Source organism: Streptomyces sp. NPDC005181, assembly GCF_040608395.1.
Lineage (GTDB): Bacteria > Actinomycetota > Actinomycetes > Streptomycetales > Streptomycetaceae > Streptomyces.
Genome location: NZ_JBEXID010000024.1, coordinates 65,241 through 90,295 on the forward strand (window position 1 = coordinate 65,241; position 25,055 = coordinate 90,295).

The window sequence follows — 25,055 nt, forward strand, 5'->3', positions numbered from 1 at the left end:
CTGCCGTGCCCGGCACACCTTCTGAGCTGGGACCACAGCGTATCGTCCGGATCCATAGGCTGCCCGCCCTTGTGGACAAGGACGGGCAGCGCTGTCGGTTATGTACCGTTTGAGGCTTTTTCCTGCTCTTCGCGGATGCGGTCCGCGAGCTGTGGCGGCATCGCTTCGTGCCGGGCGTACGACCGGTCGAAGCGGCCGGTGCCGTGCGACAGGGAGCGCAGGTCGACCGCGTACCGGCCGATCTCCAGCTCCGGCACTTCGGCCCGTACGAGGGTGCGTCCCGGTCCCGACTGCTCGGTGCCGACCACGCGCCCGCGCCGCCCCGACAGATCGCTCATCACCGGTCCCACAAAGTCGTCGGGGATCAGGACCTGGACCTCGGAGACGGGTTCGAGGAGCTGGATACGGGTGTCCGCGGCCGCTTCCCGCAGCGCCAGTGCGCCCGCCGCCTGGAACGCGGCATCGGACGAGTCCACGGAGTGCGCCTTCCCGTCCCGCAGGGTGATCCGGACGTCGACGAGGGGATGGCCGGCCGCCACTCCGCGGGCGGCCTGGGCGCGTACCCCCTTCTCCACGGACGGGATGAACTGGCGCGGTACCGCTCCGCCGACCACCTTGTCGACGAATTCGATGCCCGAACCGGGGGGCAGCGGCTCCACGTCGATCTCGCAGATGGCGTACTGGCCGTGGCCTCCGGACTGTTTGACGTGCCGGCCGCGGCCGGTCGACGGGCCGGCGAACGTCTCGCGCAGGGGCACCCTGTGCGGTACGGAGTCGACCTGGACCCCGTATCGGGTGCGCAGCCGGTCCAGGGCCACGTCCTGATGGGCTTCGCCGAGGCACCACAGGACGACCTGATGCGTGTCCTGGTTCTGTTCGAGGCGCATGGTCGGGTCTTCGGCGACGAGCCGTGCGAGCCCCTGGGAGAGCTTGTCCTCGTCCGCCTTGCTGTGTGCCTCGATGGCGAGCGGCAGCAGCGGGTCGGGCATGCTCCAGGGCTCCATCAGCAGCGGATCCTCCGGCGCCGAGAGGGTGTCCCCGGTCTCGGCGCTGCCCAGTTTGGCGACGCAGGCCAGATCTCCGGCGATGCAGCTGGTCAGAGCGCGCTGCTGCTTGCCGAACGGGGCGGAGAGAGCACCGACCCGGATCTCCGCGTCATGGAAGGGACGGGGTTCGTGGCCGGGGTCGGTGAGGCCGTGGCCGAGGACATGGACGGTTTCGTCGGGGCGGAGGGTGCCGGAAAAGACGCGGACGAGTGAGACGCGTCCGACGTACGGGTCGGAGGCCGTCTTGACCACCTCGGCGACCAGCGGTCCTCCGGGGTCGCAGGCCGGGGCGGGACGCAGGGCGCCCTGCGGGGTGGTGACGGCGGGCAGCGGCCGCTCCAGCGGGGTCGGGAAGCCGCCGGTGATCAGATCGAGGAGTTCGACGGTGCCGATGCCCTGGCGGGCGCCGTCGGCGGCGGGTGCCGCGGTGAGGACGGGGTGGAAGGAACCACGGGCGACGGCGCGCTCCAGGTCGTCGATGAGGGTCTTGATGTCGATGTCCTCGCCGCCGAGGTAGCGGTCCATCAGGGTCTCGTCCTCGCTCTCGGCGATGATCCCTTCGATCAGCCGGCTGCGGGCGTCCTGGAGCGGTGTCTGCTGGTCGTCGGCCGGCGGGGTCTCCTTCCGCTCGCCGGAGGAGTAGTCGAAGATCCGCTGCGAGAGGAGTCCGGTGAGTCCGGTCAGCGGGGCGTGCCCGTCCGGGCCCTCGGGGCCGAGCACCGGGAGATAGAGCGGCAGTACGGCGTCGGGGTCGTCGCCGCCGAAGATCTCCCCGCAGACCCGGGTCATCCCGTCGAAGGAGGTGCGCGCGGTGTCGAGGTGGGTGACGACGATCGCGCGTGGCATGCCGACGGCGGCACACTCCTCCCACACTGCGCGGGTGGTGCCCGCCACGGCGTCGGCCTCCTGGGCCGCCGAGACAACGAAGAGGGCCGCGTCCGCTGCCCGCAGACCGGCCCTGAGTTCCCCGACGAAGTCGGCGTATCCGGGGGTGTCCAGCAAATTGATCTTGTACCCGTCCCATTCGACGGGGACCACGGAGAGCTGTACGGAGCGCTGCTGGCGGTGTTCGATCTCGTCGTAGTCGGAGATCGTCCCGCCGTCTTCGACCCGGCCGGCCCGGTTGACCGCTCCGGCGGTCTGTGCGAGGGCTTCGACGAGGGTGGTCTTGCCTGAACCGCTGTGGCCGACCAGCACCACATTCCGTATGGAGGAGGGCCGGTGGGCCGTCGCTGCTCTGCCGGCGGCCCCGGTGTGTGCGTGTGCCTTGTCGCCCATGATGTGCCTCCCGGTGGAGTGCGCTGTGCGGGGAGCTTGCCTGGCGCGTTGGGGGGATGAGGGGCGCGGGCACGGGGGAGCCGCCGCGGCGGCTTCGGCGACGCCCGCGGTAATTCGAGCTTTCCACTCAGGCCGGGTTGCGTCCATACGTCGTACGCCAACGCACCTGGACGGGTGCCCGGAGGATGGACCTCTGCACTGGTGACTACGATGGGCCCGCCGGTGGCCGACAGGGCCGCGCGGCCCACCGACCCCTCGGGAAGGCCATGCTGAACAAGTACGCGCGTGCATTTTTTACGCGTGTCCTCACACCGTTCGCCGCACTGCTGCTCCGTCTCGGCGTGAGTCCTGACGCGGTCACGCTCATCGGTACGGCCGGCGTGATGGCAGGTGCGCTGGTCTTCTTCCCCATGGGGGAGTTCTTCTGGGGCACGATCGTCATTACGATCTTCGTCTTCTCCGACCTCGTCGACGGGAACATGGCCCGGCAGGCCGGTATCTCCAGCCGCTGGGGCGCGTTCCTGGACTCGACCCTGGACCGGGTCGCCGACGGGGCCATCTTCGGCGGGTTCGCGCTCTGGTACGCGGGCAACGGTGACGACAACGTGCTGTGCGCCGTGGCGATCTTCTGCCTGGCGAGCGGCCAGGTGGTCTCGTACACGAAGGCCCGCGGCGAATCGATCGGCCTACCGGTCGCGGTCAACGGTCTGGTCGAGCGTGCCGAGCGGCTGGTGATCTCGCTGGTGGCGGCCGGGCTGGCCGGGCTCCACACGTTCGGTGTGCCCGGGATCGACATCCTGCTGCCGATCGCGCTGTGGATCGTCGCCGTCGGCAGTCTCGTGACGCTCGTGCAGCGGGTGGTGACCGTGCGCCGCGAGTCCGCGGAGGCCGACGCGGCCGCCGCGGCGGCGGACCGGGGGAGCGAGGCCGCACAGTGAGCGGCGCCCAGGGGGAGTCGAAGCCGGGGCTGAAGGAACGGCTGACCGACGGCCTGTACGGGCTCGGCTGGGGTGCGGTCAAGAAGCTCCCCGAACCGGTCGCGCGGGCCCTCTTCCGTACCCTCGCCGACCAGGTCTGGAAGCGGCGCGGCAAGAGTGTGCTGCGGCTGGAGGCGAATCTGGCGAGGGTGGTGCCGGACGCGAGCCCGGACCGCCTCGCCGAGCTCTCCAGGGCCGGGATGCGCTCGTACATGCGCTACTGGATGGAGTCGTTCCGGCTGCCGATGTGGAGCCCGGAGCGGATCAGCGCCGGCATAGACGTGACGGACGCCCACAGGCTGACCGGCGGTCTCGACGCCGGACGCGGTGTGATCCTCGCCCTGCCGCACCTGGCCAACTGGGACCTGGCCGGGGCCTGGGTCACCACCGATCTGAAGGTGCCGTTCACCACGGTCGCCGAGCGGCTGAGGCCCGAGTCGCTGTACGACCGGTTCGTCGCCTACCGCGAGGGCCTCGGCATGGAGGTCCTGCCGCACACCGGCGGGTCCGCCTTCGGCACCCTGGCACGGCGGCTGCGCGACGGCGGTCTGGTCTGTCTGGTCTCCGACCGCGATCTCTCCGCATCCGGCGTCGAGGTGACGCTCTTCGGCGACACGGCACGGATGCCCGCCGGGCCCGCGCTGCTGGCCCAGCAGACCGGTGCGCTGCTGCTGCCCGTGACTCTCTGGTACGACGGGACTCCGGTGATGAAGGCGCGGATCCACCCGGCCGTCGAGGTACCCGAGTCAGGTACGCGCACCGAGAAGACTTCTGTGATGACACAGGCGCTGGCCGATGCCTTCGCCACCGGAATCGCGGAGCACCCGGAGGACTGGCACATGCTGCAGCGGCTCTGGCTCGCCGACCTCGAACCCCGAGGGGAGAAGCCATGAAGATCGGCATCGTCTGCCCGTACTCCTGGGACGTACCGGGCGGTGTGCAGTTCCACATCCGCGACCTGGCCGAGCACCTGATCCGCCTCGGCCACCAGGTGTCGGTACTGGCCCCCGCCGACGACGAGACGCCGCTGCCGCCGTACGTGGTGTCGGCTGGCCGGGCCGTGCCCGTCCCGTACAACGGCTCCGTCGCCCGGCTGAACTTCGGATTCCTTTCCGCGGCGCGGGTGCGCCGCTGGCTGCACGACGGCACCTTCGACGTGATCCACATCCATGAGCCGACCTCGCCGTCGCTGGGGCTGCTCGCCTGCTGGGCCGCGCAGGGGCCGATCGTCGCCACGTTCCACACCTCCAACCCGCGTTCCCGGGCGATGATCGCCGCGTACCCGATCCTGCAGCCCGCGCTGGAGAAGATCAGCGCGCGCATCGCAGTGAGCGAGTACGCGCGCCGGACCCTGGTCGAGCACCTCGGCGGTGACGCGGTGGTCATTCCGAACGGGGTCGATGTCGGCTTCTTCGACAAGGTCGAGCCCAAGCCCGAATGGCAGGGCGGGACGATCGGCTTCATCGGGCGCATCGACGAGCCGCGCAAGGGCCTGCCCGTCCTGATGAGGGCACTGCCCGCGATCCTCGCCGCCCGCCCGGACGCCAGGCTGCTGGTGGCGGGCCGGGGCGACGAGGAGGAGGCTGTCGCCTCGCTGCCCGCGGAGATGCGCGAGCGCGTCGAATTCCTCGGCATGGTGAGCGACGAGGACAAGGCACGGCTGCTGCGCAGTGTCGATGTGTACGTGGCCCCCAACACGGGCGGCGAGAGCTTCGGGATCATTCTGGTCGAGGCCATGTCGGCGGGCGCACCGGTCCTCGCCAGCGATCTGGACGCGTTCGCACAGGTGCTGGACCTGGGGGCGGCGGGCGAGTTGTTCGCCAATGAGGACGCGGATGCGCTGGCGAAGGCGGCGATCCGGCTGCTCGGCGATCCTGAGCGGCGTGCGGAGCTGAGCAAGCGGGGCAGCGCGCATGTGCGGCGGTTCGACTGGTCGACGGTGGGGGCGGACATCTTCGCGGTGTACGAGACGGTGACGGACGGGGCCGCATCGGTGGCGACGGACGAACGCACTGGGCTGCGGGCCCGGTTCGGGCTGGCCCGCCCCTGAGGCCGGATGGTCGGGCTGGTGCGGTCCGGGTTTCACGTGGTCCTGCTCGGGGTGGTCCGGGCTTCATGTGGTCCTGCTCGGGGTGGTCCGGCTCCGGGCCGTAGACCACAGGCCTGTGCACCTCAGGGCCGTGCACCCCGGGCCCGTCCGTGCCAGGCCTGTCCGGCGCGATCGAGGACCGTGGGCCGGCGCCGCCGTCCCGGGCCGGTGCGCGGGCCGGAGGGCCGGGCAGCGCGCGCCCGACGGTAGCCTTGCGGCCCGTGACCGAAACCCTCATCTGGATCGCCGTCGCGCTCGTCGCGATCGGCCTGTACCTCAGCTGGACCGCCGGACGGCTGGACCGGCTGCACACGCGGATCGACGCCGCCCGCGCCGCCCTCGACGCACAACTGCTGCGCCGCGCCTCGGTCACTCAGGAACTGGCCACGTCCGGTGTCCTCGACCCGGCCGCGTCCATCGTGCTGTACGAGGCCGCGCACGCGGCCCGGCAGTCGGAGGAGGAGCACCGCGAGGTCGCGGAGAGCGAGCTCAGCACCGCACTGCGAGCGGTGTTCGGCGAGCCGGCCCAGGTGGAGGCCGTGAAGGAGATCCCTGGCGGCGAGGAGGCCGCGTCCGAGCTGGCCGCGGCCGTGCGCCGGGTCCCGATGGCGCGGCGGTTCCACAACGACGCGGTGCGCGCGGCGCGTGCCCTGCGTAGGCACCGCACGGTGCGCTGGTTCCGGCTTGCCGGGCACGCGCCGTTCCCCCTGGCCTTCGAGATGGACGACGAGCCGCCGGTCGCGCTGGCGGACCGCCCGGTCAGCTGACATGTGAACGGGCCGCCATCGGGCCCTTGTACGGCCGCCGCGTCGCGCCCCGTACAGGGGCCCTGCTCGTCCCGCACGCGACTGCCGCTCGTGCCGAGTGGGGCCCCGCTCCCCGTCCGCACAAGGCGCGCTGTTCACCCCGTAAGCGGCCGTACGTCGCCAAAACGATCCACCGGCCTGCCATTGGCCCTTGCTGTGGACTGGTCCCGAGGAGTTTGCTCAGCAGAGCACCAACGAGCACTATCAGCATCTTTTTCTCCGAGTGAGGTCGATCCGTGTCCACGCTTCCCAGCACCCCGCAGTCCACCGACTCCCCGGCGACCGGCACCGCCCGCGTCAAGCGCGGCATGGCCGAGCAGCTCAAGGGCGGCGTGATCATGGACGTCGTCAACGCCGAGCAGGCGAAGATCGCCGAGGATGCGGGCGCGGTGGCCGTCATGGCCCTCGAGCGGGTGCCCGCCGACATCCGCAAGGACGGCGGCGTGGCCCGGATGTCCGACCCCAACATGATCGAAGAGATCATCGAGGCCGTCTCCATCCCCGTGATGGCGAAGTCCCGCATCGGCCACTTCGTCGAGGCCCAGGTCCTGCAGTCCCTCGGCGTCGACTACATCGACGAGTCCGAGGTCCTCACCCCGGCCGACGAGGTCAACCACAGCGACAAGTTCGCCTTCACCACGCCGTTCGTCTGCGGTGCCACCAACCTGGGCGAGGCGCTGCGCCGCATCGCCGAGGGTGCGGCCATGATCCGCTCGAAGGGCGAGGCCGGCACCGGCAACGTCGTCGAGGCGGTCCGCCACCTGCGCCAGATCAAGAACGAGATCGCCCGGCTGCGCGGCTACGACAACAACGAGCTGTACGCCGCGGCCAAGGAGCTCCGCGCCCCGTACGAGCTGGTCAAGGAGGTTGCCGAGCTCGGCAAGCTGCCCGTCGTCCTGTTCTCCGCGGGTGGCGTCGCCACCCCGGCGGACGCCGCGCTGATGCGCCAGCTGGGCGCCGAGGGTGTCTTCGTCGGCTCCGGCATCTTCAAGTCCGGCGACCCGGCCAAGCGTGCCGCCGCCATCGTGAAGGCCACCACCTTCTACGACGACCCGAAGATCATCGCGGACGCCTCCCGCAACCTGGGCGAGGCCATGGTCGGCATCAACTGCGACACCCTGCCCGAGACCGAGCGCTACGCCAACCGCGGCTGGTAGTCACTGATGAGCGACACCCCTGTGATCGGAGTCCTGGCTCTTCAGGGCGACGTACGGGAGCACCTGATCGCCCTGGCCTCGGCTGATGCCCTGGCCAGGCCGGTCCGGCGCCCCGAGGAGCTCGCCGAGGTCGACGGTCTCGTCATCCCCGGCGGCGAGTCCACCACCATGTCCAAGCTGGCCGTCCTGTTCGGCATGCTGGAACCGCTGCGCGAGCGGGTACGCGCCGGAATGCCGGTCTACGGCACCTGCGCGGGAATGATCCTGCTGGCCGACAAGATCCTCGACCCGCGCTCGGGCCAGGAGACCATCGGCGGCATCGACATGATCGTGCGCCGTAACGCCTTCGGGCGGCAGAACGAGTCCTTCGAGGCGGCCGTCGAGGTCACCGGAATCGACGGCGGTCCGGTCGAGGGCGTCTTCATCCGGGCACCCTGGGTGGAGTCGGTCGGCGCGCAGGCCCAGGTCGTGGCCGAGCACGGCGGTCACATCGTCGCCGTACGGCAGGGGAACGCCCTGGCGACGTCATTTCACCCGGAACTGACCGGGGACCATCGAGTTCACGCGTTCTTCGTCGACATGGTGCGCGCAGTCTGCTGACTCGATCCCGGTAGGATCTCTCGGGTTCGTTAAGAAATTGGTGACGCGAAGGAGACAGGCAGATGTCCGGCCACTCTAAATGGGCTACGACGAAGCACAAGAAGGCCGTGATTGACGCCAAGCGCGGCAAGCTCTTCGCGAAGCTGATCAAGAATATCGAGGTCGCGGCCCGTACCGGCGGTGTGGACCCCGAGGGCAACCCGACCCTCGTCGACGCGATCCAGAAGGCCAAGAAGAGCTCCGTCCCGAACAAGAACATCGACTCCGCGGTCAAGCGCGGTGGCGGTCTCGAAGCGGGCGGCGTCGACTACCAGACGATCATGTACGAGGGTTACGGCCCGAACGGTGTCGCGGTGCTCATCGAGTGCCTCACCGACAACCGCAACCGTGCCGCCTCCGACGTGCGGGTCGCGATGACCCGCAACGGCGGTTCGATGGCCGACCCGGGTTCGGTCTCGTACCTCTTCAACCGCAAGGGCGTCGTCATCGTCCCCAAGGGCGAGCTGACCGAGGACGACGTCCTCGGTGCGGTGCTCGACGCGGGCGCCGAGGAGGTCAACGACCTCGGTGAGTCCTACGAGGTCGTCAGCGAGGCCACCGACATGGTCGCGGTCCGTACCGCGCTCCAGCAGGCCGGCATCGACTACGACTCCGCCGAGGCCAACTTCCTGCCCACCATGCAGGTCGAGCTGGACGAGGAAGGCGCGCGCAAGATCTTCAAGCTGATCGACGCGCTGGAGGACAGCGACGACGTGCAGAACGTCTTCGCCAACTTCGACGTCTCGGACGAGGTCATGGAGAAGGTCGACGCCTGAGGCGCACTCACCACAGCCTCTGCGCACGGGCCGACGGGGACACACCCCGTCGGCCCGTCGCATTGTCAGTGCGAGCCGATAGCCTGCGGGAACAGTTGACCGATCGGCAGAGGGGGCGCTTCATGCGGGTACTGGGCGTGGACCCGGGGCTGACCCGGTGCGGTGTCGGCGTCGTCGAAGGCGTCGCGGGCCGCCCCCTGACGATGCGCGGGGTCGGCGTCGTGCGCTCCCCGGCCGATGCGGAGCTCGGCCACCGGCTGGTCGCCATCGAGCGGGGCATCGAGGAGTGGCTCGACGAGTACCGTCCCGAATTCGTCGCCGTGGAGCGGGTGTTCAGCCAGCACAACGTCCGTACGGTGATGGGCACCGCCCAGGCCAGTGCGGTCGCCATGCTCTGCGCGTCCCGCCGCGGCATCCCCGTCGCCCTGCACACCCCCAGTGAAGTCAAGGCCGCCGTCACTGGCAGCGGCCGCGCCGACAAGGCGCAGGTCGGGGCCATGGTCACCCGGCTGCTGAGGCTCGACGCCCCGCCGAAGCCGGCCGACGCGGCCGACGCGCTGGCCCTCGCCATCTGCCATATCTGGCGGGCCCCGGTCGTCAACCGCCTCCAGCAGGCGCATGCGGCAGCGGCCGCGGCCCGCACCCCGCGCGTTCCCCGTACCCCCGCAGCTCCCGTCCGGAAGGTCCCCCGATGATCGCCTTCGTCAGCGGCCCCGTCGCCGCGCTCGCCCCGACCACGGCCGTGATCGAGGTCGGTGGCATCGGCATGGCCGTCCAGTGCAGCCCCCACACCCTCGCCGACCTGCGGATCGGCCAGCAGGCCAGGCTGGCCACCTCCCTCGTCGTGCGGGAGGACTCGCTGACGCTCTACGGCTTCGCCGACGACGACCAGCGGCAGGTCTTCGAGCTCCTGCAGACCGCCAGCGGCGTCGGCCCGAGGCTCGCCCAGGCGATGCTGGCCGTGCACAGCCCGGACGCCCTGCGCCTCGCCGTCTCCGCCGACGACGAGAAGGCGCTCACCGCTGTCCCCGGCATCGGTAGGAAGGGCGCGCAGAAGCTCCTCCTCGAACTGAAGGACAGGCTCGGCGAGCCCGTCGGCGCCCACATCGGCCGACAAGGCATCGGCACCGCCGTCTCCTCCTCCTGGCGCGAGCAGCTGCAGGCCGCCCTGATCGGCCTCGGCTACGCGACCCGTGAGGCCGACGAAGCGGTCTCCGCCGTCGCCCCGCAGGCCGAGGCCGCCCTTGCCGAGGGCGCCCAGCCGCCCGTACCGCAGCTGCTGCGCGCCGCACTGCAGACCCTCAACCGCGCACGCTGACCCGACGCGACACCCCCGACGCACGGGCATCGCACGGCCCGGCACCGAAACACCGAGGCGGAACTGACCGAATGAACTGGGACGAGACCGGACCCGACACCGACGAGCCGCTCGACGAGCGCCTCGTCGACGCCGGCGCGGACGGGGAGGACACCGCGGTCGAAGCCGCCCTGCGGCCGAAGGACCTCGACGAGTTCGTCGGCCAGGAGAAGGTGCGCGAACAGCTCGACCTGGTCCTGAAGGCGGCCCGCGCCCGCGGCGCCACCGCCGACCACGTCCTGCTCTCCGGCGCCCCCGGCCTCGGCAAGACCACCCTCTCCATGATCATCGCCGCCGAGATGGGCGCCCCGATCCGGATCACCTCCGGTCCCGCCATCCAGCACGCGGGCGATCTCGCCGCGATCCTCTCCTCCCTCCAGGAGGGCGAGGTTCTCTTCCTCGACGAGATCCATCGCATGTCACGGCCCGCCGAAGAGATGCTCTACATGGCGATGGAGGACTTCCGGGTCGATGTCATCGTCGGCAAGGGGCCCGGCGCCACCGCCATCCCGCTGGAGCTGCCGCCCTTCACCCTGGTCGGCGCCACCACCCGGGCCGGACTCCTGCCGCCCCCGCTGCGGGACCGCTTCGGTTTCACCGGCCACATGGAGTTCTACGCCCCCGCCGAGCTGGAACGCGTCATCCACCGCTCCGCCCGCCTCCTCGACCTCGCGATAGACGCCGAGGGCGCCGCCGAGATCGCCGGCCGCTCCCGCGGCACGCCCCGTATCGCCAACCGGCTGCTGCGCCGCGTCCGCGACTATGCCCAGGTCAAGGCGGACGGCCGGATCGACCGCACCGTCGCCGCCGCGGCCCTCGGGGTGTACGAGGTCGATGCCAGGGGCCTGGACCGGCTGGACCGGGCGGTGCTCGGCGCACTGCTGAAGCTTTTCGGCGGCGGCCCGGTCGGCCTGTCCACCCTCGCGGTGGCTGTGGGGGAGGAGCGCGAGACGGTCGAGGAGGTCGCGGAGCCCTTCCTGGTACGGGAAGGGCTGCTGGCCAGGACGCCGAGGGGCCGGGTCGCCACCCCGGCGGCCTGGACCCATCTGGGTCTCGTCCCCCCGCCTCATGGCGGAAAGGGACAACAGGGTCTTTTTGGGGCGTGATGCGTCACAGGTTGGCCCAGATCTGGAACCACGGTGCCATGCTGGGCGTTGTTCCATCGATGCGGACTCGCTTAGACTCCGCCGATGCCGTCCGTACAGGGCGGCGTACCCACCCCCGTAGATCAGGCCGCATTTCAGCGCGGTCGTGCGAAGGAAACTCGTCCCGTGAATCCCGTGACTCTCCTCCCCTTCATCGTGCTCATCGGGGCCATGTTCCTGATGACCCGGTCCGCCAAGAAGAAGCAGGCTGCCGCCGCGCAGATGCGCAACGAGATGCAGCCCGGCACCGGCGTCCGGACGATCGGGGGCATGTACGCCACCGTCAAGGAGCTGCACGACGACACGGTTGTCCTTGAGATCGCACCCGGCGTCCACGCCATCTACGGCAAGAACGCCATCGGCGCCGTCCTCGACGACGCGGAGTACAACCGGATCGTCCACGGTGACGGCGACGACATCGACGGCGCGATCGTGCCGGACGACGCCTCCTCGCTGACCGAGACGGCCGGCTCCGACAAGCCCGTCGAGGCCGACGCGGACGAGGACTCCTCGGACGACGCCAAGATCGACCTGGGCAAGAAGGCCGACGACGTCGAGCCGAAGGACGCCAAGGCCGACAAGAAGTCCGAGGACAAGGCCGACGGCGAGGCCGACGCGAAGTAGGTCACGACCCGGGGGATGCTGTGAGCCCACCGGCGTCCGGCATCCCCCAGAACGTGCGGTCTTCTGCGGGGGCAGGTCCCCACAACACTTCGTGGCCGCTCGGGCGCGTACCCGGCGCGGGGCGGTTGGACAGGGAGAAACGAGAAGGTGGCAGCACCGAAGAAGGGCCGAGGGCCGTCCGGCGGCCAGGGCAGGCCGGGGCGTGCCCTGGCTCTGATCCTGATCGCCATGGTCGCGCTCGCCGGCGGGATGTTCTTGTCCGGTCACACCACGCCTCGGCTGGGTATCGACCTGGCGGGCGGCACGTCGATCACGCTCAAGGCGAAGAGCCAGCCCGGCAAGCCCGACGCGATCAACCCGACCAACATGGACACCGCGGTCAGCATCATCGAACGCCGTGTCAATGGTCTGGGTGTCTCCGAGGCCGAGGTCCAGACCCAGGGCCGGGACAACATCATCGTCAACATCCCCAAGGGGACGAACTCGAAGCAGGCCCGGGAACAGGTCGGTACGACCGCCCAGCTCTACTTCCGGCCCGTGCTCACCGTAACCGCAGGCCAGGCCACGCCCACGGACACCGCCAGCCCGTCGGCATCGGGCTCGGCCAAGCCGAGCGCGTCGCCCAGCAACAAGGAGACAGCCTCCGGTTCGAAGGCCACCCCCTCGGCCAGCGCCACCACCCAGGGCCGCGCGGTCACCGGCGCCCTGACGAAGGACACGTCGCCCAGCGCCAGCGCCTCCGGCGCGCCGAAGGCGTCCGCGAGCCCCTCGGCCTCGGTCGACCCGGCCACCGCCGAGCTCCAGAAGCGGTTCGCCGCTCTGGACTGCTCCACCAAGGCGGGCCGTGCGAAGGCCGGTGCCAACGCGAAGCCCACCGACACCACGATCGCGTGCAGCTCCGAGGGCGACGCCAAGTACGTCCTCGGCCCGGCCGAGGTCTCCGGTACGGACGTGGACAGCGCCAAGGCCGCGATCGACCAGCAGCGCGGCATGTGGATCGTGCAGATGGACTTCACCGACAAGGGCTCGAAGAAGTTCCAGCAGATCACCTCCAAGCTGTCCCAGCAGCAGTCGCCGATGAACCAGTTCGCCATCGCGCTCGACGGCGAGGTCGTCTCCGCGCCCCAGGTGAACGAGACGCTCAGCGGCAGCGCCGAGATCTCCGGCAGCTTCACCCAGCAGTCCGCCCAGGACCTGGCGAACGTGCTGTCGTACGGTGCGCTCCCGCTGTCCTTCGACGAGGACACGGTCACCACCGTCACCGCCGCGCTCGGCGGTGAGCAGCTCCAGGCGGGCCTGATCGCCGGTGCGATCGGTCTGGCCCTGGTCGTCATCTACCTGGTGGCCTACTACCGCGGCCTTGCGCTCATCGCGCTCCTGAGCCTCCTGGTCTCCGGCATCCTGACCTACACGCTCATGTCGCTGCTCGGCCCGGCCATCGGCTTCGCGCTGAACCTCCCCGCGGTCTGTGGTGCCATCGTGGCGATCGGTATCACCGCGGACTCGTTCATCGTGTACTTCGAACGCATCCGGGACGAGATCCGCGACGGCCGCACGCTGCGTCCGGCCGTCGAGCGTGCCTGGCCGCGTGCCCGGCGCACCATCCTGGTCTCCGACTTCGTGTCGTTCCTCGCCGCCGCGGTGCTCTTCATCGTCACCGTCGGCAAGGTCCAGGGCTTCGCCTTCACACTGGGTCTCACCACGCTGCTCGACGTGGTCGTGGTGTTCCTCTTCACCAAGCCCGTCATGACGCTGATGGCCCGTACGAAGTTCTTCTCCGGCGGTCACCCGTGGTCCGGCCTGGACCCGAAGCGGCTCGGCGCCAAGCCGCCGCTGCGTCGCACGCGTCGTGTCAACGCCCCCACCGACCCGAAGGAGGCGTGAGATGTCGCGACTCGGCAGTCTCGGCTCCCGGCTCTACCGCGGCGAGGTCGGTTACGACTTCATCGGCAAGCGCAAGATCTGGTACGGCATCTCGATCCTGATCACCATCACGGCTGTCGTCGCCCTGGCGGTCAGCGGCCTCAACATGGGGATCGAGTTCAAGGGTGGCGCGGTCTTCACCACTCCGTCGACCAGCGCCTCGGTCGCCCAGGCGGAGGAATCCGCAGTCTCCGCCTCCGGCCACCAGGCGATCGTCCAGAAGCTCGGCAACGGCGGTCTGCGTATTCAGATCACCGAAGTCGACCTGGCGAAGTCCGACGCGATCAAGGCGGATCTCTCCAAGGACCTCAAGGTCCCCGAGGAGAAGATCAATGCCGACCTGGTCGGCCCCAGCTGGGGTGAGCAGATCGCCAACAAGGCCTGGACCGGCCTCGGCATCTTCATGATCCTCGTGGTGATCTACCTGGCCATCGCGTTCGAGTGGCGGATGGCGATCGCGGCCCTGGTCGCGCTGATCCACGACATCACGATCACGGTCGGTATCTACGCCCTGGTCGGCTTCGAGGTCACCCCGGGCACCGTGATCGGTCTGCTGACCATCCTCGGTTACTCCTTGTACGACACGGTCGTCGTCTTCGACAGCCTCAAGGAGGGCACGAAGGGGATCACCAAGCAGACCCGCTGGACGTACAGCGAGATCGCCAACCGCTCGATCAACGGCACGCTGGTGCGTTCCATCAACACCACCGTCGTGGCGCTGCTGCCGGTCGCCGGTCTGCTGTTCATCGGTGGCGGTGTCCTCGGCGCCGGCATGCTGAACGACATCTCGCTGTCGCTCTTCGTCGGTCTCGCCGCCGGTGCGTACTCCTCGATCTTCATCGCCACCCCGCTGGTCGCCGACCTCAAGGAACGCGAGCCGCAGATGAAGGCCCTGAAGAAGCGGATTCTCGCCAAGCGCGCGGCGGCTGCCGCCAAGGGCGAGTCAGCCGATGACGAGCAGTCGTACGGCGACGACGTCCCTGCGACCACCGCACCCGCCGCTGCGGTGGTCGGCCAGCGCCAGCAGCCCAGGGGCCACGGCCGGACCCCGGGGAAGCACTGATGACCAGCACCACCGAGAGCATCAGGGAACTGCTGCTCAGCCGGATCCGTGACGTGGCGGACTACCCGAAGCCGGGGGTGATGTTCAAGGACATCACCCCGCTGCTCGCGGACCCGGTCGCGTTCACGGCTCTCACCGACTCCCTCGCGGAGCTGTGCGTCCGGCACGGTGCCACGAAGATCGTCGGTCTGGAGGCGCGTGGCTTCATCCTGGCCGCGCCGGTCGCGGTCCGGGCCGGGCTCGGTTTCGTACCCGTCCGCAAGGCCGGGAAGCTGCCCGGAGCCACGCTCAGCCAGGCGTACGAGCTGGAGTACGGCACCGCGGAGATCGAGGTCCACGCCGAGGACCTCGCCCCCGACGACCGGATCATGGTCATCGACGACGTCCTCGCCACCGGCGGCACCGCCGAGGCCTCGCTGGAGCTGATCCGGCGGGCCGGTGCCCAGGTCGCGGGCGTCGCGGTCCTCATGGAGCTCGGCTTCCTCGCCGGCCGGGCCCGGCTGGAGCAGGGGCTCGCGGGTGCCCCGCTGGAGGCTCTGATCACGATCTGAGCGTCGCCCGCAGTAGCGGACCGTACGCGGACGGCACGCCTGCACACGCAGGACGGGCACCCGGGAACAGCCGGGTGCCCGTCCTGCGTTGTGAAGGGTCTCACCGTCCCCGGGGGAGGTCCGGCCGCAGGGTCGATACGATGGTCTTCCGGGTGTCCGGATCCGCACGAGGAGCGCTCTTGCCAGACGAGGCCCAGCCAGTCGCCGCCCCGCAGCCCGATAAGCCCGCGGCGGTCCCAGCCACGCCCGGGAAGAAGCAGCCCGCGGCGAAGGAGAAGCCGAAGCCCCCGGCCCCCGAACCCGTGCGCAGCCCGGCGCAGGCGCCTATCAAGGCGAACGGGTCCGCCGCCGACCGGCCCGCCCCCGCTGCGCCGCCGACCGCCCCGAAGCCCCCGGCCAAGCCCGCCGTCAAGGCCGTGGCACCGGCCGGCGCCGTGGCTCGTGCCGGCGGCTCCTCCAACCGGGTACGGGCCAGGCTCGCCCGGCTCGGGGTGCAGCGCTCCAGCCCGTACAACCCGGTCCTCGAACCGTTGCTGCGCGCCGTCCGCAGCAACGACCCCAAGATCGAGACGTCCACGCTGCGTCAGATCGAGCGCGCCTATCAGGTCGCCGAGCGCTGGCACCGCGGCCAGAAGCGCAAGAGCGGCGACCCGTACATCACGCACCCGCTGGCCGTCACGACGATCCTCGCCGAACTCGGCATGGACCCGGCGACGCTGATGGCGGGACTGCTGCACGACACGGTGGAGGACACCGAGTACGGCCTCGACACGCTGCGCCGCGACTTCGGCGACCAGGTCGCGCTGCTCGTCGACGGCGTCACCAAGCTCGACAAGGTCAAGTTCGGCGAGGCCGCGCAGGCCGAGACCGTACGCAAGATGGTCGTCGCCATGGCCAAGGACCCCCGGGTCCTCGTCATCAAGCTCGCCGACCGGCTGCACAACATGCGCACCATGCGCTATCTCAAGCGGGAGAAGCAGGAGAAGAAGGCCCGCGAGACGCTCGAGATCTACGCGCCCCTGGCACACCGCCTGGGCATGAACACCATCAAGTGGGAGCTGGAGGACCTCGCCTTCGCGATCCTCTACCCCAAGATGTACGACGAGATCGTCCGTCTCGTCGCCGAGCGGGCGCCCAAGCGCGACGAATACCTCGCCATAGTGACCGACGAGGTCCAGGCCGACCTGCGCGCCGCCCGGATCAAGGCCACCGTCACCGGGCGCCCGAAGCACTACTACAGCGTCTACCAGAAGATGATCGTGCGGGGCCGGGACTTCGCCGAGATCTACGACCTGGTGGGCATCCGCGTCCTTGTCGACACCGTCCGGGACTGCTACGCGGCACTCGGCACCGTGCATGCGCGATGGAATCCGGTCCCCGGCCGGTTCAAGGACTACATCGCGATGCCCAAGTTCAACATGTACCAGTCGCTGCACACCACGGTGATCGGTCCCAGCGGCAAGCCCGTCGAGCTGCAGATCCGCACCTTTGACATGCACCGCCGCGCCGAGTACGGCATCGCCGCGCACTGGAAGTACAAGCAGGAGGCCGTCGCGGGCGCCTCCAAGGTCCGTACCGACGTACCGAAGAACACCGGCCGCGGCCAGGACACCGTCAACGACATGGCGTGGCTGCGCCAGCTCCTGGACTGGCAGAAGGAGACCGAGGACCCCAGCGAGTTCCTGGACTCGCTGCGCTTCGACCTCTCCCGCAACGAGGTCTTCGTCTTCACGCCCAAGGGCGACGTCATAGCGCTCCCCGCAGGTGCGACACCGGTCGACTTCGCGTACGCCGTGCATACGGAGGTCGGCCACCGGACCATAGGAGCACGGGTCAACGGGCGGCTCGTCCCGCTCGAATCGACCCTCGACAACGGCGACCTGGTGGAGGTCTTCACCTCCAAGGCGGCCGGCGCGGGACCGTCCCGGGACTGGCTCGGCTTCGTCAAGTCGCCGCGCGCCCGGAACAAGATCCGCGCCTGGTTCTCCAAGGAGCGCCGCGACGAGGCGATCGAGCAGGGCAAGGACGCCATCGCGCGCGCCATGCGCAAGCAGAACCTGCCGATCCAGCGGATCCTGACCGGCGACTCCCTGGTCACGCTCGCCCACGAGATGCGCTACCCCGACATCTCGTCGCTGTACGCGGCGATCGGCGAGGGCCATGTCGCGGCCGCGGGCGTCGTGCAGAAGCTGGTGCAGGCGCTCGGTGGGGAGGACGCCGCCAACGAGGACCTCGCGGAGAGCTCGCCGCCGTCCCGCAGCCGCCTCAAGCGCCGGTCCAACACCGATCCCGGTGTGGTCGTCAAGGGCGTCGAGGACGTCTGGGTCAAACTGGCGCGCTGCTGTACGCCCGTCCCCGGCGACCCGATCATCGGCTTCGTCACCCGTGGCAGCGGCGTCTCCGTGCACCGCGCCGACTGTGTCAACGTCGACTCGCTGTCGCAGCAGCCGGAGCGGATCCTCGAGGTCGAGTGGGCACCCACCCAGTCCTCGGTCTTCCTGGTCGCCATCCAGGTCGAGGCCCTGGACCGGTCGCGGCTGCTCTCGGACGTCACACGTGTCCTGTCCGACCAGCACGTCAACATCCTGTCGGCGGCTGTGCAGACCTCGCGGGACCGGGTGGCCACCTCGCGCTTCACCTTCGAGATGGGCGACCCGAAGCACCTCGGCCACGTTCTGAAGGCCGTACGGGGCGTGGAGGGCGTCTACGACGTCTACCGAGTGACCTCGGCCCGCAGGCCGTAACGCGCTCGGGGCACACACGAGGCAGGGGCTCCCGTACGACACGTACGGGAGCCCCTGCCTCGTGTTGCGGTACCTGTCAGCCGCCGAACTCCTCCAGGCCCTTCAGCGCCTGGTCCAGCAGCGCCTGGCGGCCCTCCAGCTCACGGGCCAGCTTGTCGGCCCGGGCGTTGTTGCCCGCGGCGCGCGCCGTGTCGATCTGCGTACGCAGCTTGTCCACAGCAGCCTGCAGCTGACCGGTCAGACCCTCGGCGCGCGCACGCGCCTCCGGGTTCGTCCGGCGCCACTCGGACTCCTCAGCCTCCTGGAGGGCCCGCTCCACCGCCTGCATCCGCCCCTCGATCTTCGGGCGGGCGTCACGCGGCACGTGGCCGATGGCCTCCCAGCGCTCGTTGATGGCACGGAACGCGGCCCTGGCCGCCTTCAGGTCCTTCACCGGCACCAGCCTCTCGGCCTCGACCGCGAGCTCCTCCTTCAGCTTGAGGTTCTCGCCCTGCTCCGCGTCCCGCTCGGCGAAGACCTCACCGCGGGCGGCGAAGAAGACGTCCTGCGCACCGCGGAAGCGGTTCCACAGATCGTCCTCCGCCTCGCGCTGGGCGCGGCCCGCCGCCTTCCACTCCGTCATCAGGTCGCGGTAGCGCGCGGCCGTCGCCGCCCAGTCGGTGGAACCCGACAGTGCCTCGGCCTCGACGACCAGCTTCTCCTTGGCCTTGCGGGCCTCCTCGCGCTGGGCGTCCAGCGAGGCGAAGTGGGCCTTGCGGCGCTTGGAGAACGCCGAGCGGGCGTGCGAGAAGCGGTGCCACAGTTCGTCGTCCGACTTGCGGTCGAGCCGCGGCAGGCCCTTCCACGTGTCGACGAGCGCCCGCAGCCGCTCGCCCGCGGAGCGCCACTGCTCGCTCTGCGCCAGCTCCTCGGCCTCGACGACCAGCGCCTCCTTGGCGTGCTTCGCCTCGTCGGTCTGCTTCGCCTTCTGGACCTTGCGCTCCTCGCGGCGGGACTCGACCGTCGCGACCAGCGCGTCCAGCCGCTTCCGCAACGCGTCGAGGTCACCGACCGCGTGATGCTCGTCGACCTGCTGACGCAGATGCTCGATGGCGGTCGTTGCGTCCTTCGCCGACAGGTCGGTGGTCTTCACCCGCCGCTCGAGGAGGCCGATCTCGACCACGATGCCCTCGTACTTGCGCTCGAAGTAGGCCAGAGCCTCCTCGGGTGAGCCGGCCTGCCACGATCCGACAACCTGCTCGCCATCGGCTGTACGCACGTACACGGTGCCCGTCTCGTCGACGCGGCCCCACGGGTCGCTGCTCACAGCGCCTCCTCCACCTGATGCCTGTGAGAGGGTTCGCCCCCCTGGCATCGTCCACAGTTTCCTGGGGCGGGCTGCGCGCCCGCCCTGCACAACGCCAATCTAGGCGACCGGCCGCCCGGCTGTCCGCACTCAGCGCGGCCGAATTCTTCGGCCCGCACCCCGACGGCCGGACCGGGCTCGCCGGACCGGCCGCCCCGGTCGGCTCAGGCCTTGTCGACGGCCGCCTTCGAGATGGTGACGGCCTTCTTCGGGGCACCGTCGGCCGCGCCACCGGTGACACCGGCGGTCCCGACCGTCTTCACGGCCTTCAGCGAGGCGTCGTCCATCGTGCCGAACGGCGTGTAGCTCGGCGGCAGTTTGCTGTCCTTGTACACCAGGAAGAACTGGCTGCCACCGGTGTGCGCCTGACCCGTGTTGGCCATCGCCACCGTGCCCGCCGGGTACGTCACCGTGCCGTCCTTGCCCGCCTTGCCCAGCGCGGTCAGGTTCTCGTCCGGGATCGTGTAGCCCGGGCCGCCCGTGCCGTCGCCCTTGGGGTCACCGCACTGCAGGACGAAAATGCCCTGCGTGGTGAGCCGGTGACACTTCGTACCGTCGAAGAAGCCCTTGTCCGCGAGCGACTTGAACGAGTTCGTCGTGTGCGGCGTCTTCGCCGCGTCCATCGTGAACGCGATGTCGCCCTGGCTCGTCTTCAGCGACATCGTGTACTTCGACTTCTTGTCGATCTTCATCGCGGGTTCGGGCGCACTGCTCTCGCTCGCCGAGGGCGAGGCGGAGGGGGACGGGCTGGTGCTCGACGACGCGTCGTTCTTGTCCTTGTCGTCGCCGCCGAGGGAGACGAACGCGGCAACTCCGACGACCGCCACCACGGCCAGCGCGGACGCGATGACGGCGGTAAGTCGCCTGGTCCTGCTGCGGGCCTCCTCCCGGCGCTGCTGCTGCCGCTCGAACTTCTCCCTGGCGAGCTGCCGCCGCCGCTGATCGCTGCTGACCACCGGGTGATCTCCTTGTACGTCGTGTGATCGGGCCTGGGTTGCCCCGTACCGTATATGGGTTAGCTGTGGAATGAGGAGCGCCGGTAGGCTCTGAACTGCCGCGACCTGCTCAGCCGCAGTCGGCCGCACCCCTCCGTCGGACGACCATTAAGGACGATCGTGCTCATTGCCGGGTTCCCCGCCGGGGCCTGGGGGACCAATTGCTACGTGGTCGCCCCCGCCGCAGGTGAGGAGTGCGTGATCATCGACCCGGGCCACCAGGCCACCCAGGGAGTCGAGGATGCGCTGAAGAAGCATCGGCTGAAGCCTGTCGCCGTTGTGCTCACCCACGGGCACATCGACCATGTCGCCTCGGTCGTCCCGGTGTGCGGTGCACACGACGTCCCCGCCTGGATCCACCCCGAGGACCGGTACATGATGAGCGACCCGGAGAAGGCCCTCGGCCGCTCCATCGGGATGCCGCTCATGGGCGAGCTGACGGTGGGGGAGCCGGACGACGTCAAGGAGCTGAGCGACGGTGCGCAGCTGTTGCTGGCCGGTCTGGAATTCGGTGTCTCACATGCGCCCGGCCATACCAAGGGGTCGGTGACGTTCAGGATGCCCGAGGCCGCGGATGTTCCGCAGATCCTCTTCTCGGGCGACCTGCTGTTCGCCGGCTCCGTCGGACGCACCGACCTGCCCGGCGGCGACCACGCCGAGCTGCTCGAGTCGCTGGCCCGTGTGTGCCTGCCGCTCGACGACTCGACCGTGGTGCTGTCCGGCCACGGCCCCCAGACGACCATCGGCCGCGAGCGCGCCGCGAACCCGTATCTGCACGGGCTGGACGCGCCCCGACGAGGAATGTGACGAGAGTTAGAACCGTGAGCACCTTCAAGGCCCCCAAGGGCACGTACGACCTGACCCCGCCCGACTCCGCGACGTACCTCGCGGTGCGCGAGGCGCTCTCCGCACCGCTGAAGAACTCCGGCTACGGCTACATCGAGACGCCTGGCTTCGAGGACGTCGCACTCTTCTCGCGCGGAGTCGGTGAGTCCACCGACATCGTGACCAAGGAGATGTACACCCTCACCACCAAGGGTGGGTCCGAGCTGGCGCTGCGTCCCGAGGGCACCGCGTCCGTGCTGCGCGCCGCACTGGAGGCCAACCTCCACAAGCTCGGCAACCTGCCGGTCAAACTCTGGTACTCCGGCTCGTACTACCGCTACGAGCGCCCGCAGAAGGGCCGCTACCGGCACTTCTCGCAGGTCGGTGCCGAGGCGATCGGTGCCGAGGACCCGGCACTGGACGCCGAACTGATCATCCTGGCCGACCAGGCATACCGCACGCTGGGCCTGCAGAACTTCCGGATCCTGCTGAACTCGCTGGGCGACAAGGAGTGCCGTCCCGTCTACCGGGACGCGCTCCAGGAGTTCCTGCGCGAGCTCGACCTGGACGACGAGACCCGCCGCCGTATCGACCTCAACCCGCTGCGGGTCCTCGACGACAAGCGCCCCGAGGTACAGAAGCAGTTGACCGGCGCGCCGGTCCTGCGCGACTACCTGTGCGACGCGTGCAAGGCGTACCACGAGGAGGTCCGCGATCTGCTGACCGCGGCGGGTGTCCTGTACGAGGACGACGAGAAGCTCGTCCGCGGCCTCGACTACTACACCCGCACCACCTTCGAGTTCGTCCACGACGGACTCGGCTCGCAGTCCGCAGTCGGCGGCGGCGGCCGCTACGACGGCCTGTCCGAGATGATCGGCGGCCCGGCGCTCCCGTCGGTCGGCTGGGCGCTCGGCGTGGACCGTACGGTGCTCGCGCTGGAGGCCGAGGGCATCGAGCTCGAACTGCCCGCGTCCACCAGCGTCTTCGCGGTGCCGCTCGGCGAGGAGGCCCGTCGGGTGCTGTTCGCCAAGGTGACGGAGTTGCGCCGAGCGGGCGTCGCCGCCGACTTCGCGTTCGGCGGCCGCGGCCTCAAGGGCGCGATGAAGAGCGCCAACCGGTCCGGCGCCCGCTTCACCGTCGTCGCGGGCGAACGCGATCTCGCCGAGGGTGTGGTCCAGCTGAAGGACATGCAGTCGGGTGAGCAGCAGCCGGTCGCGCTCGACGCGCTGGTCGCCGAGGTCCAGCGGAAGCTGGCCTGATCCACCGTTTCCGACTGTGCCCGCTCGGTCCACCGGGCGGGCACAGTGCGTCACCGCCCCCGTGCCGTCAACTCTGCAGGAGTAGGTTCATCCTGGCGGGCGAGACCGAACCGGGAAGACGGCAGTCGGCAGTGGAAGCCGGGGCGGCGGCCCCGTCGTGGCTGCCCGCCGCCCGTAACGCCTGCACAGCTACCGCAAGGTTCGGTCATGGCGGGGAGCGGCTCGCGGAGCCGCGTGCTCCGTGCCGCCCGCGCATGCGTCTCTCCGTACACCTTTATGTCCATCGAACGGATGACTGGTGAGGCGGTGCGGCACAATGACCATGCCCAGCAGGCCACTCACTGATGGAACGGCGATATGACGACTGCAGCGGTTGACCATCCCTCCTCGGACCAGGACGAGGACGGCCGGAAGAGGACTATCGGCGGCAGTCGCGCGTTCGCACTGCTGCTGGTGATCACCGGTGCCGCCGGTCTCCTCGCCGCCTGGGTGATCACGATCGACAAGTTCAAGCTGCTCGAGGACCCCAGCTTCACCCCCGGCTGCAGCCTCAACCCCGTGGTCTCGTGCGGCAACATCATGAAGAGCGAGCAGGCGTCCGCCTTCGGGTTCCCGAACCCGATGCTGGGACTCGCCACCTACTCCGTCGTCATCGGGATCGGCCTGGCCCTGCTCGCCGGCGCCCGCTTCCGCACCTGGTACTGGCTCGGCCTCAACGCGGGCACGCTGTTCGGCGTCGGCTTCTGCACGTGGCTGCAGTACCAGTCGCTGTACAACATCAACTCGCTCTGCCTGTGGTGCTGCCTGGCCTGGGTCGCCACGATCTTCATGTTCTGCTACGTCACCACGCACAACATCAAGCACCGGATCGTGCCCGCACCGAACTGGCTGCGCAACGCACTGACGGAGTTCCACTGGGTGCCGCCGGTCCTGTGGGTCGGCATCATCGGCATGCTGATCCTGACCCGCTGGTGGGACTTCTGGACCAGCTGACCGTCTGGGAGCAGGGAGCAGGGAGCAGGGACCGGCCCGGCCGGGCTGTCAGTGCCGTGACATAGGCTTCAAAACGTGGAGCCCGACCTCTTTACCGCAGCCGCCGAAGACCGCCAGGAGAAGGACCCGTCCAGCAGCCCCCTCGCTGTCCGGATGCGCCCTCGCATCCTCGACGAGGTCGTCGGCCAGCAGCATCTGCTGAAGCCGGGCTCGCCGCTGCGCCGCCTCGTCGGCGAAGGGAGCGGCGGGCCCGCCGGCCCGTCGTCGGTGATCCTCTGGGGCCCGCCGGGCATCGGCAAGACGACTCTGGCGTACGTGGTCAGCAAGGCCACCAACAAGCGCTTCGTCGAGCTCTCCGCGATCACTGCGGGGGTCAAGGAAGTACGGGCCGTCATCGAGGGCGCCCGCCGCGCCACCGGTGGCTACGGCAAGGAGACCGTCCTCTTCCTCGATGAGATCCACCGCTTCTCCAAGGCCCAGCAGGACTCACTGCTGCCGGCCGTGGAGAACCGCTGGGTGACGCTGATCGCCGCGACGACCGAGAACCCGTACTTCTCGATCATCTCGCCGCTGCTGTCGCGCTCGCTGCTCCTGACACTCGAATCGCTCGACGACGACGATCTGCGCGCCCTGATGCGCCGGGCCCTGACCGACGAGCGCGGCCTCGGCGGCGCGGTCACACTGCCCGAGGATGCCGAGGCGCATCTGCTGCGTATCGCGGGCGGTGACGCGCGGCGCGCGCTGACGGCGCTGGAGGCCGCGGCCGGTGCGGCCCTCGCCATGCAGGAGACGGAGATCACCCTCAGGACGGTCGAGGCGACCGTCGACCGGGCGGCCGTGAAGTACGACCGGGACGGCGACCAGCACTACGACGTGGCGAGCGCGCTGATCAAGTCGATCCGCGGCTCCGACGTGGACGCCGCGCTGCACTACCTGGCCCGGATGATCGAGGCGGGGGAGGACCCGCGGTTCATAGCCCGGCGGCTGATGATCTCCGCCAGCGAGGACATCGGCCTCGCCGACCCGACGGCGCTGCCCACTGCGGTCGCCGCCGCCCAGGCCGTCGCCATGATCGGCTTCCCGGAGGCGGCGCTCACCCTCAGCCATGCCACGATCGCGCTGGCGCTCGCACCCAAGTCCAATGCGGCGACGCTGGCGATCTCCGCCGCCCAGGAGGACGTGCGCAACGGCCTCGCGGGCCCGGTGCCGGCCCATCTGCGCGACGGCCACTACAAGGGGGCCGCCAAGCTGGGCCATGCGCAGGGCTACGTCTATCCGCACGATGTCCCCGGCGGGATCGCCGCCCAGCAGTACGCCCCGGACGCGGTCGACGACAAGCGCTACTACCGGCCCACGCGGTACGGCGCGGAGGCGCGGTACGCGGACGTGGTGGACCGGGTCCGCGACCGGCTCGGCCGCGGTGGCTCCGACGCCGCGACGGACGCCTAGAGCCGCTCGTACGG

The 25,055-nt window shown here is 69.9% G+C and carries 22 protein-coding genes; 19 read left to right on the plus strand and 3 right to left on the minus strand.

Translation table 11 applies throughout. The features are described from left to right. Positions 1 to 98 precede the first annotated feature (98 nt). Positions 99 to 2,324 (minus strand): elongation factor G-like protein EF-G2, encoded by a 2,226-nt coding sequence (locus ABZV38_RS17970; RefSeq protein WP_356328056.1) that lies wholly within the window; start codon positions 2,322 to 2,324, stop codon positions 99 to 101. Positions 2,325 to 2,590: 266 nt separating this feature from the next. Between ABZV38_RS17970 and pgsA the strand changes: the two genes are divergently transcribed. From pgsA to ABZV38_RS18045, 15 genes are all read left to right on the plus strand, one after another. Beyond that, positions 2,591 to 3,262 (plus strand): phosphatidylinositol phosphate synthase, encoded by a 672-nt coding sequence (gene pgsA, locus ABZV38_RS17975; RefSeq protein ID WP_277325135.1) that lies wholly within the window; start codon positions 2,591 to 2,593, stop codon positions 3,260 to 3,262. Next, positions 3,259 to 4,194, plus strand: coding sequence for a phosphatidylinositol mannoside acyltransferase (locus ABZV38_RS17980; RefSeq protein WP_356328058.1), 936 nt, complete (start codon positions 3,259 to 3,261; stop codon positions 4,192 to 4,194). Before pgsA ends, ABZV38_RS17980 begins: the two co-directional genes overlap by 4 nt. Beyond that, complete coding sequence (locus tag ABZV38_RS17985; RefSeq protein WP_356328060.1) at positions 4,191 to 5,351, plus strand: glycosyltransferase family 4 protein; 1,161 nt, start codon at positions 4,191 to 4,193, stop codon at positions 5,349 to 5,351. Before ABZV38_RS17980 ends, ABZV38_RS17985 begins: the two co-directional genes overlap by 4 nt. Positions 5,352 to 5,611: 260 nt before the next feature. Next, a complete protein-coding gene (locus ABZV38_RS17990; protein WP_352266156.1) occupies positions 5,612 to 6,157 on the plus strand; it encodes a hypothetical protein in 546 nt (181 codons plus the stop codon). A gap of 275 nt (positions 6,158 to 6,432) precedes the next feature. Further along, on the plus strand, positions 6,433 to 7,353 hold the full coding sequence (gene pdxS / locus ABZV38_RS17995) for a pyridoxal 5'-phosphate synthase lyase subunit PdxS (protein WP_356328062.1): 921 nt from the start codon (positions 6,433 to 6,435) through the stop codon (positions 7,351 to 7,353). A 6-nt stretch (positions 7,354 to 7,359) separates the two neighbouring features. Then, complete coding sequence (gene pdxT / locus ABZV38_RS18000; RefSeq protein WP_356328063.1) at positions 7,360 to 7,953, plus strand: pyridoxal 5'-phosphate synthase glutaminase subunit PdxT; 594 nt, start codon at positions 7,360 to 7,362, stop codon at positions 7,951 to 7,953. 62 nt (positions 7,954 to 8,015) lie between these two features. Continuing rightward, positions 8,016 to 8,768, plus strand: a complete 753-nt coding sequence (locus ABZV38_RS18005) for a YebC/PmpR family DNA-binding transcriptional regulator (protein ID WP_030918812.1) — start codon at positions 8,016 to 8,018, stop codon at positions 8,766 to 8,768. 122 nt (positions 8,769 to 8,890) lie between these two features. Beyond that, the gene (gene ruvC / locus ABZV38_RS18010) at positions 8,891 to 9,463 is read left to right on the plus strand and encodes a crossover junction endodeoxyribonuclease RuvC (RefSeq protein WP_356328065.1); all 573 of its coding nucleotides are present in this window, start codon (positions 8,891 to 8,893) and stop codon (positions 9,461 to 9,463) included. Continuing rightward, positions 9,460 to 10,086 carry a Holliday junction branch migration protein RuvA gene (ruvA, locus tag ABZV38_RS18015; protein ID WP_356328067.1) on the plus strand — a complete coding sequence of 209 codons (627 nt, stop codon included), beginning with the start codon at positions 9,460 to 9,462 and terminating at the stop codon, positions 10,084 to 10,086. The genes ruvC and ruvA overlap by 4 nt, the downstream gene beginning before the upstream one ends. Positions 10,087 to 10,157: 71 nt before the next feature. Then, positions 10,158 to 11,231 carry a Holliday junction branch migration DNA helicase RuvB gene (gene ruvB / locus ABZV38_RS18020; protein ID WP_356328069.1) on the plus strand — a complete coding sequence of 358 codons (1,074 nt, stop codon included), beginning with the start codon at positions 10,158 to 10,160 and terminating at the stop codon, positions 11,229 to 11,231. Positions 11,232 to 11,396: 165 nt separating this feature from the next. Continuing rightward, positions 11,397 to 11,894 (plus strand): preprotein translocase subunit YajC, encoded by a 498-nt coding sequence (gene yajC / locus ABZV38_RS18025; protein WP_356328071.1) that lies wholly within the window; start codon positions 11,397 to 11,399, stop codon positions 11,892 to 11,894. 147 nt (positions 11,895 to 12,041) lie between these two features. Next, complete coding sequence (gene secD, locus ABZV38_RS18030; RefSeq protein ID WP_356328073.1) at positions 12,042 to 13,778, plus strand: protein translocase subunit SecD; 1,737 nt, start codon at positions 12,042 to 12,044, stop codon at positions 13,776 to 13,778. 1 nt (position 13,779) lies between these two features. After that, positions 13,780 to 14,880, plus strand: coding sequence for a protein translocase subunit SecF (secF, locus tag ABZV38_RS18035; protein WP_356328075.1), 1,101 nt, complete (start codon positions 13,780 to 13,782; stop codon positions 14,878 to 14,880). Further along, positions 14,880 to 15,431, plus strand: a complete 552-nt coding sequence (locus ABZV38_RS18040) for an adenine phosphoribosyltransferase (RefSeq protein WP_356328076.1) — start codon at positions 14,880 to 14,882, stop codon at positions 15,429 to 15,431. The genes secF and ABZV38_RS18040 overlap by 1 nt, the downstream gene beginning before the upstream one ends. 179 nt (positions 15,432 to 15,610) lie before the next feature. Continuing rightward, complete coding sequence (locus ABZV38_RS18045; protein WP_356328078.1) at positions 15,611 to 18,175, plus strand: bifunctional (p)ppGpp synthetase/guanosine-3',5'-bis(diphosphate) 3'-pyrophosphohydrolase; 2,565 nt, start codon at positions 15,611 to 15,613, stop codon at positions 18,173 to 18,175. A gap of 76 nt (positions 18,176 to 18,251) precedes the next feature. Here the strand turns inward: ABZV38_RS18045 and ABZV38_RS18050 are convergent, their stop codons facing one another. Both ABZV38_RS18050 and ABZV38_RS18055 read right to left on the minus strand, forming a co-directional pair. After that, entirely contained in the window at positions 18,252 to 19,481 is a 1,230-nt protein-coding gene (locus ABZV38_RS18050) for a DUF349 domain-containing protein (protein WP_356328080.1), read from the minus strand. Between the two features lie 203 nt (positions 19,482 to 19,684). Then, positions 19,685 to 20,476 carry a peptidylprolyl isomerase gene (locus ABZV38_RS18055; protein WP_356328082.1) on the minus strand — a complete coding sequence of 264 codons (792 nt, stop codon included), beginning with the start codon at positions 20,474 to 20,476 and terminating at the stop codon, positions 19,685 to 19,687. A gap of 159 nt (positions 20,477 to 20,635) precedes the next feature. Between ABZV38_RS18055 and ABZV38_RS18060 the strand changes: the two genes are divergently transcribed. From ABZV38_RS18060 to ABZV38_RS18075, 4 genes are all read left to right on the plus strand, one after another. Further along, the gene (locus ABZV38_RS18060; RefSeq protein ID WP_356328084.1) at positions 20,636 to 21,322 is read left to right on the plus strand and encodes an MBL fold metallo-hydrolase; all 687 of its coding nucleotides are present in this window, start codon (positions 20,636 to 20,638) and stop codon (positions 21,320 to 21,322) included. 14 nt (positions 21,323 to 21,336) lie between these two features. Beyond that, complete coding sequence (hisS, locus tag ABZV38_RS18065; RefSeq protein ID WP_356328085.1) at positions 21,337 to 22,599, plus strand: histidine--tRNA ligase; 1,263 nt, start codon at positions 21,337 to 21,339, stop codon at positions 22,597 to 22,599. A 357-nt stretch (positions 22,600 to 22,956) separates the two neighbouring features. Then, the gene (locus ABZV38_RS18070; RefSeq protein WP_356328087.1) at positions 22,957 to 23,592 is read left to right on the plus strand and encodes a vitamin K epoxide reductase family protein; all 636 of its coding nucleotides are present in this window, start codon (positions 22,957 to 22,959) and stop codon (positions 23,590 to 23,592) included. A 75-nt stretch (positions 23,593 to 23,667) separates the two neighbouring features. Next, entirely contained in the window at positions 23,668 to 25,041 is a 1,374-nt protein-coding gene (locus ABZV38_RS18075; protein ID WP_356328089.1) for a replication-associated recombination protein A, read from the plus strand. Positions 25,042 to 25,055 lie beyond the last annotated feature (14 nt).

Excerpts from the sequence above, each read along its gene's own strand:
- secF (WP_356328075.1), top strand. The coding sequence starts at position 13,780 with ATGTCGCGACTCGGCAGTCTCGGCTCCCGGCTCTACCGCGGCGAGGTC.
- ABZV38_RS17985 (WP_356328060.1), top strand. The coding sequence starts at position 4,191 with ATGAAGATCGGCATCGTCTGCCCGTACTCCTGGGACGTACCGGGCGGT.
- ABZV38_RS18040 (WP_356328076.1), top strand. The coding sequence starts at position 14,880 with ATGACCAGCACCACCGAGAGCATCAGGGAACTGCTGCTCAGCCGGATC.
- ruvB (WP_356328069.1), top strand. The coding sequence starts at position 10,158 with ATGAACTGGGACGAGACCGGACCCGACACCGACGAGCCGCTCGACGAG.
- pgsA (WP_277325135.1), top strand. The coding sequence starts at position 2,591 with ATGCTGAACAAGTACGCGCGTGCATTTTTTACGCGTGTCCTCACACCG.
- ABZV38_RS18070 (WP_356328087.1), top strand. The coding sequence starts at position 22,957 with ATGACGACTGCAGCGGTTGACCATCCCTCCTCGGACCAGGACGAGGAC.
- pdxT (WP_356328063.1), top strand. The coding sequence starts at position 7,360 with ATGAGCGACACCCCTGTGATCGGAGTCCTGGCTCTTCAGGGCGACGTA.
- ABZV38_RS17970 (WP_356328056.1), bottom strand. The coding sequence starts at position 2,324 with ATGGGCGACAAGGCACACGCACACACCGGGGCCGCCGGCAGAGCAGCG.
- ABZV38_RS18005 (WP_030918812.1), top strand. The coding sequence starts at position 8,016 with ATGTCCGGCCACTCTAAATGGGCTACGACGAAGCACAAGAAGGCCGTG.
- ruvC (WP_356328065.1), top strand. The coding sequence starts at position 8,891 with ATGCGGGTACTGGGCGTGGACCCGGGGCTGACCCGGTGCGGTGTCGGC.
- ruvA (WP_356328067.1), top strand. The coding sequence starts at position 9,460 with ATGATCGCCTTCGTCAGCGGCCCCGTCGCCGCGCTCGCCCCGACCACG.